Origin of the sequence: Staphylococcus sp. MB377 (assembly GCF_001922505.1) — a bacterium.
GTDB classification, from domain to species: Bacteria; Bacillota; Bacilli; order Staphylococcales; family Staphylococcaceae; genus Staphylococcus; species Staphylococcus haemolyticus.
Window position 1 is genome coordinate 100,398 of the sequence record NZ_MAON01000060.1, and the last position, 7,938, is coordinate 108,335.

Genomic DNA, 7,938 nt, shown 5'->3' on the forward strand with positions numbered 1-7,938 from the left:
TTACTAAAAGGGTGGTGTGGAGTATGGTAAAAGAATCCATACCTAAAGAAGGCGAAAATATAAAAATTCAAAGTTACAAACACGATGGTAATATTCATCGAGTATGGTCTGAAACGACGATTTTAAAAGGAACAGATCATGTTATTATCGGTGGAAATGATCATACTTTAGTTACTGAAAGTGATGGTCGCACGTGGATTACTCGAGAACCGGCAATCGTTTATTTTCACTCAGAATTCTGGTTTAACGTTATTTGTATGTTTAGAGAAGATGGCATTTATTACTATTGTAATCTTTCATCACCATTCGTTTGTGATGAAGAAGCTTTGAAATATATTGATTATGATTTAGACATTAAAGTTTATCCTAATGGTAAATATCATCTGCTAGATGAAGATGAGTATGAACAACACATGAATCAGATGAATTATCCACACGATATCGATGTTATTTTACGCCGTAATGTAGATATTTTACAGCAGTGGATAGAACAAAAGAAAGGTCCGTTCGCCCATGATTTTATAAAAGTTTGGAAAGAGCGTTACAAAAAAATTCGAAATTACTAAGCATAAAAGATGTAATTGCTACATATATGTTTTATAGTACTTGAGTAATAATAAGCAGAGGTTGAATTTACTTTAAAGTTGCAAAAGGAGATGCTTGCAATTGAAAGTTTCAACCTCTATTAATTTTCTAAAAAATTAAATTGAAAATTATAGGGGGGACTAGTATGATACGACGCTATTTAGAATTTGTTAAACCTTACAAATATCGTATAATAGCGACGATAATTATCGGGATTATAAAATTCGGCATTCCTATGTTAATTCCTTTACTTATCAAATATGCAATTGATGGCGTAATTAATAATAGTGCACTTTCTACGAATGAAAAATTTCAACATCTAAGTGTAGCTATCGGTATAGCTTTATTTATATTCTTAATTGTGAGACCACCAATCGAATACTTACGTCAATATCTTGCGCAATGGACAAGTAACAAGATTTTATATGATATTCGAAAACAATTATATAATCATTTGCAAGCTTTAAGTGCTAGATTTTATGCGAACAATCAGGTAGGGCAAGTTATTTCAAGAGTGATAAATGATGTAGAACAAACTAAAGATTTTATTTTAACCGGTTTAATGAACATATGGTTAGATTGTATAACAATTGTCATTGCACTATCCATTATGTTTTTCCTAGATGTTAAGTTAACTTTCGCAGCTATATTCATCTTCCCATTCTATATTTTGACAGTGTATTTCTTCTTCGGTCGTTTAAGAAAATTGACTCGTAAACGTTCGCAAGCTTTAGCTGAAGTACAGGGCTTTTTACATGAACGTGTACAAGGTATGTCTGTCATTAAAAGTTTTGCGATAGAAGATAATGAAGCTAAAAACTTTGATCATAAAAACCAACACTTCTTAAATCGAGCATTTCAACATACGTCATGGAATGCCTACTCATTTGCAGCAATTAATACTGTGACAGATTTAGGACCAATTATCGTCATTGGATTCGGTGCCTATTTAGCCATAAATGGTTCAATTACTGTTGGTACACTTGCTGCATTTGTAGGATACTTGGAACAATTATTCGGACCACTGAGAAGATTGGTTTCTTCTTTTACGACACTAACTCAAAGTTTTGCATCAATGGATAGGGTATTCCAATTGATGGATGAAGATTACGATATAAAAAATGGTATTGGCGCTCAACCTATTGAAATTAAACAAGGGCATATTGAGTTGAAGAATGTAAGTTTTAAATACAATGAAGATGAATCGACTATACTAAAAGATATAAATCTTAATATTAATAAAGGTGAAACAGTAGCTTTTGTAGGTATGAGTGGTGGTGGTAAGTCAACCTTAATTAACTTGATACCTCGCTTCTATGATGTATCTGAAGGTGAAATATTAATAGATGATCATAATGTTAAAGACTTTCTTACTGGTAGTTTAAGAAATCAAATTGGTCTAGTCCAACAAGATAATATTCTTTTCTCAGATACAGTGAGAGAAAATATCTTACTAGGTCGCCCAGATGCTACTGAGGAAGAAGTTATTGAAGCGGCTAAAATGGCAAATGCGCATGAATTTATAATGAATCTTCATGATGGCTATGATACTGAAGTAGGGGAGCGAGGCGTTAAATTATCTGGTGGTCAAAAACAACGTCTTTCAATTGCAAGAATCTTTTTAAATAATCCACCAATTTTAATTTTAGATGAAGCCACATCAGCATTAGATTTAGAAAGTGAAGCAATTATACAAGAAGCATTAGATGTATTAAGTAAAGACAGAACTACACTCATTGTTGCACATAGACTATCAACAATTACACATGCAGATAAAATAATTGTAATGCAAAATGGTGAAATAGTAGAAACAGGAACGCACAAAGAGTTGATTGAAAAACAAGGTGCTTATGAGCATTTATATAGCATACAAAATTTATAGTAAAAAATGAGCCTGTGGCATAATTCAATGCCTCAGGCTTCAAATATATATTGGCAGTAGTTGACTGGTTAAAATGCACTTGTAACAATCTATTTTAATTCTACTCAACCTTGCCGGAGTGGTCGGAGGTCAGCAAAGAGAATTTCATAAAGAAAATTTTACAAGCTTCGTAACCCCATTTTTTTGTTATAAATCAAAATCCTCATCAGCAATATCTATATCAGTGTCATTGCGGTGATAAGTGAAGAAACTTAATCTTAATCGATCTAAATGTTCTAAATAATAACGATATTCTTCTATTGTAGCAATAATTTGCATGATATTTGAATATGAATATTCTACTTGATAAGGGTTTTGAATTAACTGTTGTTGAAAAGCATCCATTAGGTCTTTCTTTTGAGGATTCATGATTTGATTATCAAAATGTTCCACATTGTAACGAGCTTTTTTCGACAAGCTTTTTAAAATTTGTTCGTGGTAGGCTGTTAATGAATCTAATTCTAATTTTATCTGGAAAATTAAATTGTAATTTAGATTGTGAAGATCATTCTGATATCTAGCCATACGATTTAGTACTTCATAAGCTTGTCTTGTAGTGCCTACAACTTCTTTAAATAAAATTTTCTTTCTATTTTGTTGGAAGGCAGCCTTTCTAGTTAATGCTTTTTCTTCATTATAGTAATTAAAAATCTGTTCAAGTTTTGATATACGTGATTCAATTTGTTCTCCATCTTCTTTAATCTGATGATAGTCAGATGCGTCATTTAATACGAGTTTAAACCAAATGAAAATATCAGAAGCAATATTCACTGAGTTGTGATATATCTTAGTTTCAAATTTGGGTGGTAAAAATATTAAGTTAACTACAGAAGCGCTGACAACACCAATCATTACTAGTATAAATCTAAAAGCTGCAGTGACATAGAATGACCCAGTATGTTGTCCCATTATAATAAGCGCTGTTACGCCAGCTAATGTAGCAACATGAGCTAAATTTAATTTATATAATATAGCAATTAATAAAATGACAGTAACACCCATAATAACGATATTTTTTCCAAATATTGTTACCATTATGACTGCTAATAAAGCACCAATGACATTACCTGTAGCTTGTTCTGAAATAGTTTTAATAGAACGGTAGATATTAGGTTGCATAGCAACAATTGCACTAATTCCTGCTACAGATTTTAAACCGACATTATCAGGTAAGAAAGACGCTATAAACAAAGCAAGAATAATTGCAATACCAGTCTTTAGTATACGAGCTCCTAGCCTCAACTATAACGCTCCTTTAAATATATTTTTATAATAATATTTTAAACTAGTATACACTTGAAGACTGAATAGATACAAGTTTTTGTTTTGATTAATTAAAAACCTACAATAAAGGCAACGTTATAATTCACGCTCCTTTATTGTAGGTTAAAAATTTGCTATTTCATTTGACTAAACGCATAATCAGCAGCTTTAAGTGTCTCATCAATGTCTTCTTCAGTATGCTCTGTAGTTAAGAACCATGCTTCAAATTTTGATGGAGCTAAATTAATACCTTGGTTCAACATTAATTTAAAGAACTTAGCAAATGCTTCTCCATCTGAATTCTCAACTTGCTCATAATGTGTGATTTTTTCATCTGTGAAGTAAAGTGTTAAAGAGCCATATACTCTATTAATAGTTGCTGTAATATTATATTTATCAATTAGCTCTAATAGACCATCTTCAAGTCGTTTTCCTAATTGATCTAATCTTTCATAAACACCTTTTTGTTCTAGTACTTCTAGTAATGCGATACCTGCTCTCATAGAAAGTGGATTACCTGCCATCGTTCCAGCTTGGTAAGCCGGACCTAATGGGGCAACGTGTTCCATGATATCTTGTCGGCCACCATAGCCACCAATTGGAAGGCCACCCCCAATTATTTTTCCGAATGCAGTTAAGTCTGGATATACATTTAATAGATCTTGGGCTGCACCATAGTGGAAGCGGAATGCAGTAATAACTTCATCATAAATCACCAATGCACCATAATCGTGAGTAATTTCATTAACTTTTTCCAAGAAACCTGGTTGTGGTTCAACCATACCAAAATTACCAACAATTGGCTCAACTAGCACAGCAGCTACTTCTTCTCCCCAATGTTTCATAGCTTCTTTATATGATTCAATATCATTAAACGGTACTGTAATTACTTCTTTAGCGACACTTTCTGGAACACCTGCAGAGTCAGGAGATCCTAATTGTGATGGACCACTACCAGCAGCTACTAATACTAAATCGGAATGACCGTGATAGGAACCTGAAAATTTAATAATTTTATTTCTCTTGGTATAAGCTCTAGCAACACGAATCGTTGTCATAACTGCTTCAGTTCCAGAGTTTACGAACCGTATTTTTTCAAGTGACGGAATAGCTTCTCGCAATTTTTTACTAAATTCAATTTCTAATTCTGTTGGCGTGCCATAAAGTACACCTTTAGCTGCTTGATCTTGAATAGCTTTAGTTATATGAGGATGAGCATGACCTGTGATAATAGGACCATATGCTTGTAAATAATCAATAAATTTATTGCCATCAACATCATACAAGTATGCGCCGTGTCCTTCGCGCATTACAACAGGAGCACCTCCACCAACCGCTTTATAAGAGCGTGATGGTGAATTAACGCCACCCAAAATATATTCATTTGACAATTGTTGTAGACGTTCACTCTCAGTGAATTTCATCTTATTTCAACCTCTCTTATTTTAATTTTATTCCTTATTATCGTATCATATAATTAATATAATTAAGAAATAGGTGATATGGTGCTCAAAAAAGGTCAAAAATTTCCAGAATTTAAATTAGAAAATCAGAATGGTGAATGGATTACTAATGAGACAATAAAAGGAAGTAAAACAATTATTTATTTTTATCCACGTGATAATACTCCAACTTGTACAACAGAAGCATGTGACTTTAGAGACAACTTAGAACAATTTAATGACTTGAATGTTCAAATATATGGAGTTAGTGGTGATACTAAGAAAAAACATCAAAATTTTATTGCAAAACATAATCTTAATTTTGATTTATTAGTTGATGAGGATTTTCAATTATCTAAAGCAACAGGTGTCTATCAATTGAAAAAATCATTTGGTAAAGAATCAATGGGTATTGTTCGCACAACATTTATTATTGATGAGGATGGCGTTATTATCGATGTCATTGAAAAGGTTAAAGTAAAAACACAAATTGAAGAACTAAATCAAATTTTGGGGTGAAATCAATGAAAATAGTTAGTTTAAAGCGATTAGGAGAAATAGAAGCTTCACTTATAAACAACTATCCAGATTTAGAATTTTACTTTTTCAAGAATGCAATGGATATACCGACAGAACTTAAAAATGAATTAGAGATATTGATTGGCTATGATAGTGGCGTTGATAAGAACTTTATTAATGCTTGTCCAAACTTAAAATGGATCTCCTGGTATGCTACCGGTGTTAATAATCTACCATTAGAAGTTATTAAAGAAAAAAATATTATTTTAACTAATACTAGGGGAATACAGGCTAAACAAGTTTCAGAATTTGTTTTATCCTTCATACTTGATGACTATAAGAAAATGCGCACATCATATGTTAATCAAGTAAATAAAGTGTATGATTCTAAACTAACCGGTAAACGATTGAGCGATGAAAAAGTATTAATACTAGGAACAGGATCGTTAGCTCAACAAACCGTCAAATTACTCAAACCGTTTGAATTGGAAATAATCGGTATAAGTAAATCCGGTCATCATAAAGATGGTTTCGATAATATTTATACAATAGAAGATTTAGAATCACATTTAAATAAAGCTGATATTATTATTAATACATTACCTGAAACTCAAGAAACATATCATTTATTGTCAGAGAGACACTTCGAAATTATGAATGATACATGTTTATTTATTAATGTAGGTAGAGGAACAATTGTTGAGGAAAAAATACTCATAAAAGTTTTAAGCCATAACTTAATTCGCCATGCATATTTAGATGTATTTGAAAATGAACCATTAGATGAAAATAATGAATTATATAAATTAGATAATGTGACTATTACAGCGCATATAACAGGAAATGACAAAAATATAAAAAGTGATGCTACAAAACTATTTGAGAGGAATTTGGAAGATTTTCTCAATAAAAATGATGTAATTGAGAATAGAGTCGATTTATATAAAGGTTATTAACGGAAATCGTTCGTACTTATTGACATCACACTTTGGAAACAGTTATATTAATATCAAGTAATAATTATTATTAAGTAGAAAGTGGTGAATCATATGAGTGCAGAATTAGAGTCTATTAATCATGAGTTAGAAGAGTCAATTGCAGCCCTAAGAAGAGCTGGTGTAAGAATCACACCACAACGTCAAGCCATCATTCGTTATCTCATTGCATCTCATTCACATCCAACTGCGGATGAAATTTATCAAGCACTTTCACCTGATTTTCCAAATATTAGTGTTGCGACTATATATAATAATTTAAGAGTGTTTAAAAGTATTGGCATAGTTAAAGAGTTAACATATGGAGATGCATCAAGTCGATTTGATTTTAATACTCATAATCATTATCACGTTATCTGTGAGAAATGTGGCAAGATTGTAGACTTTCATTATCCTCAACTTGATGAAGTTGAACAACTTGCACAGCACATCACAGAGTTCGACGTAACACATCACCGTATGGAAATATATGGTATTTGTAAAGAATGCAAAGATAAAGAAGAATAGAAGTAATAGAAGCAATGGTACTAAACCATTGCTTTTTTTATTAAACTAGCTATAAGTGAAAAATAGACACACCTTAAATGTTTTATTAAGCACGAAAATCATATACATTAGTATTTATAATAGATCCATCGACAAAATAATGCTAAAAATTATATAAATTATACTCTTAATTCAAAACAATACATTAGAGGTGAAAATTTAGCCATTATTATCTTGCAAAAATGATTGACGTTCCTTTGCAAACTTGCTATTATATAAAAGTCGTCAAAAACGAATGTAAACTTTCTTGTTTCAGAAATTAATTTCATTAAATTAATGTTAAGAAAGTGTAATTTTGACTATTGAAAAACTTCGCAAGACAATATAAGATATTATTTGTTGAAATAATCAATTAAGTTTTGAACAGAAGAATTTTTAAATAAAATAAAATTTAAAAAAGTTCTTGACATGATATAAAGATTATTGATATAATTAATAAATGTAATTGCTTTAAATGAACATTGAAAACTGAATGACAATATGTCAACGTTAATTCCAAAACAGTAACATAAATGTTACAAACATTATTTAGTATTATGAGCTAATCAAACATCATAAATTTTTATGGAGAGTTTGATCCTGGCTCAGGATGAACGCTGGCGGCGTGCCTAATACATGCAAGTCGAGCGAACAGATAAGGAGCTTGCTCCTTTGACGTTAGCGGCGG

General features: G+C 31.4%; 7 protein-coding genes and 1 rRNA gene. 6 read left to right on the plus strand and 2 right to left on the minus strand.

What is annotated here, in order from left to right; genetic code table 11:
* Positions 1-23: 23 nt before the first annotated feature.
* Both ntdP and BB045_RS10355 read left to right on the plus strand, forming a co-directional pair.
* Complete coding sequence (gene ntdP / locus BB045_RS10350) at positions 24-566, plus strand: nucleoside tri-diphosphate phosphatase (protein ID WP_075140743.1); 543 nt, start codon at positions 24-26, stop codon at positions 564-566.
* A gap of 164 nt (positions 567-730) precedes the next feature.
* The gene (locus tag BB045_RS10355) at positions 731-2,467 is read left to right on the plus strand and encodes an ABC transporter ATP-binding protein (protein ID WP_070485442.1); all 1,737 of its coding nucleotides are present in this window, start codon (positions 731-733) and stop codon (positions 2,465-2,467) included.
* 186 nt (positions 2,468-2,653) lie between these two features.
* On the opposite strand, the gene BB045_RS10360 is transcribed toward BB045_RS10355, so the two are convergent.
* Positions 2,654-3,748, minus strand: coding sequence for an FUSC family protein (locus tag BB045_RS10360; RefSeq protein WP_011275398.1), 1,095 nt, complete (start codon positions 3,746-3,748; stop codon positions 2,654-2,656).
* 155 nt (positions 3,749-3,903) lie between these two features.
* Positions 3,904-5,193 (minus strand): glutamate-1-semialdehyde 2,1-aminomutase, encoded by a 1,290-nt coding sequence (locus tag BB045_RS10365; RefSeq protein ID WP_053025441.1) that lies wholly within the window; start codon positions 5,191-5,193, stop codon positions 3,904-3,906.
* An 81-nt stretch (positions 5,194-5,274) separates the two neighbouring features.
* Between BB045_RS10365 and bcp the strand changes: the two genes are divergently transcribed.
* The 4 genes from bcp to BB045_RS10385 form a co-directional block, all read left to right on the plus strand.
* Entirely contained in the window at positions 5,275-5,730 is a 456-nt protein-coding gene (bcp, locus tag BB045_RS10370; RefSeq protein WP_053025439.1) for a thioredoxin-dependent thiol peroxidase, read from the plus strand.
* Between the two features lie 5 nt (positions 5,731-5,735).
* Entirely contained in the window at positions 5,736-6,686 is a 951-nt protein-coding gene (locus BB045_RS10375) for an NAD(P)-dependent oxidoreductase (RefSeq protein ID WP_053025436.1), read from the plus strand.
* A gap of 93 nt (positions 6,687-6,779) precedes the next feature.
* Positions 6,780-7,232, plus strand: a complete 453-nt coding sequence (gene perR, locus BB045_RS10380; RefSeq protein WP_053025435.1) for a peroxide-responsive transcriptional repressor PerR — start codon at positions 6,780-6,782, stop codon at positions 7,230-7,232.
* A 600-nt stretch (positions 7,233-7,832) separates the two neighbouring features.
* Positions 7,833-7,938, plus strand: a 16S ribosomal RNA gene (locus BB045_RS10385); the annotation flags it as partial.

Coding starts and splice junctions, on each gene's coding strand:
- BB045_RS10375 (WP_053025436.1), top strand. CDS start 5,736: ATGAAAATAGTTAGTTTAAAGCGATTAGGAGAAATAGAAGCTTCACTT.
- BB045_RS10365 (WP_053025441.1), bottom strand. CDS start 5,193: ATGAAATTCACTGAGAGTGAACGTCTACAACAATTGTCAAATGAATAT.
- ntdP (WP_075140743.1), top strand. CDS start 24: ATGGTAAAAGAATCCATACCTAAAGAAGGCGAAAATATAAAAATTCAA.
- BB045_RS10355 (WP_070485442.1), top strand. CDS start 731: ATGATACGACGCTATTTAGAATTTGTTAAACCTTACAAATATCGTATA.
- perR (WP_053025435.1), top strand. CDS start 6,780: ATGAGTGCAGAATTAGAGTCTATTAATCATGAGTTAGAAGAGTCAATT.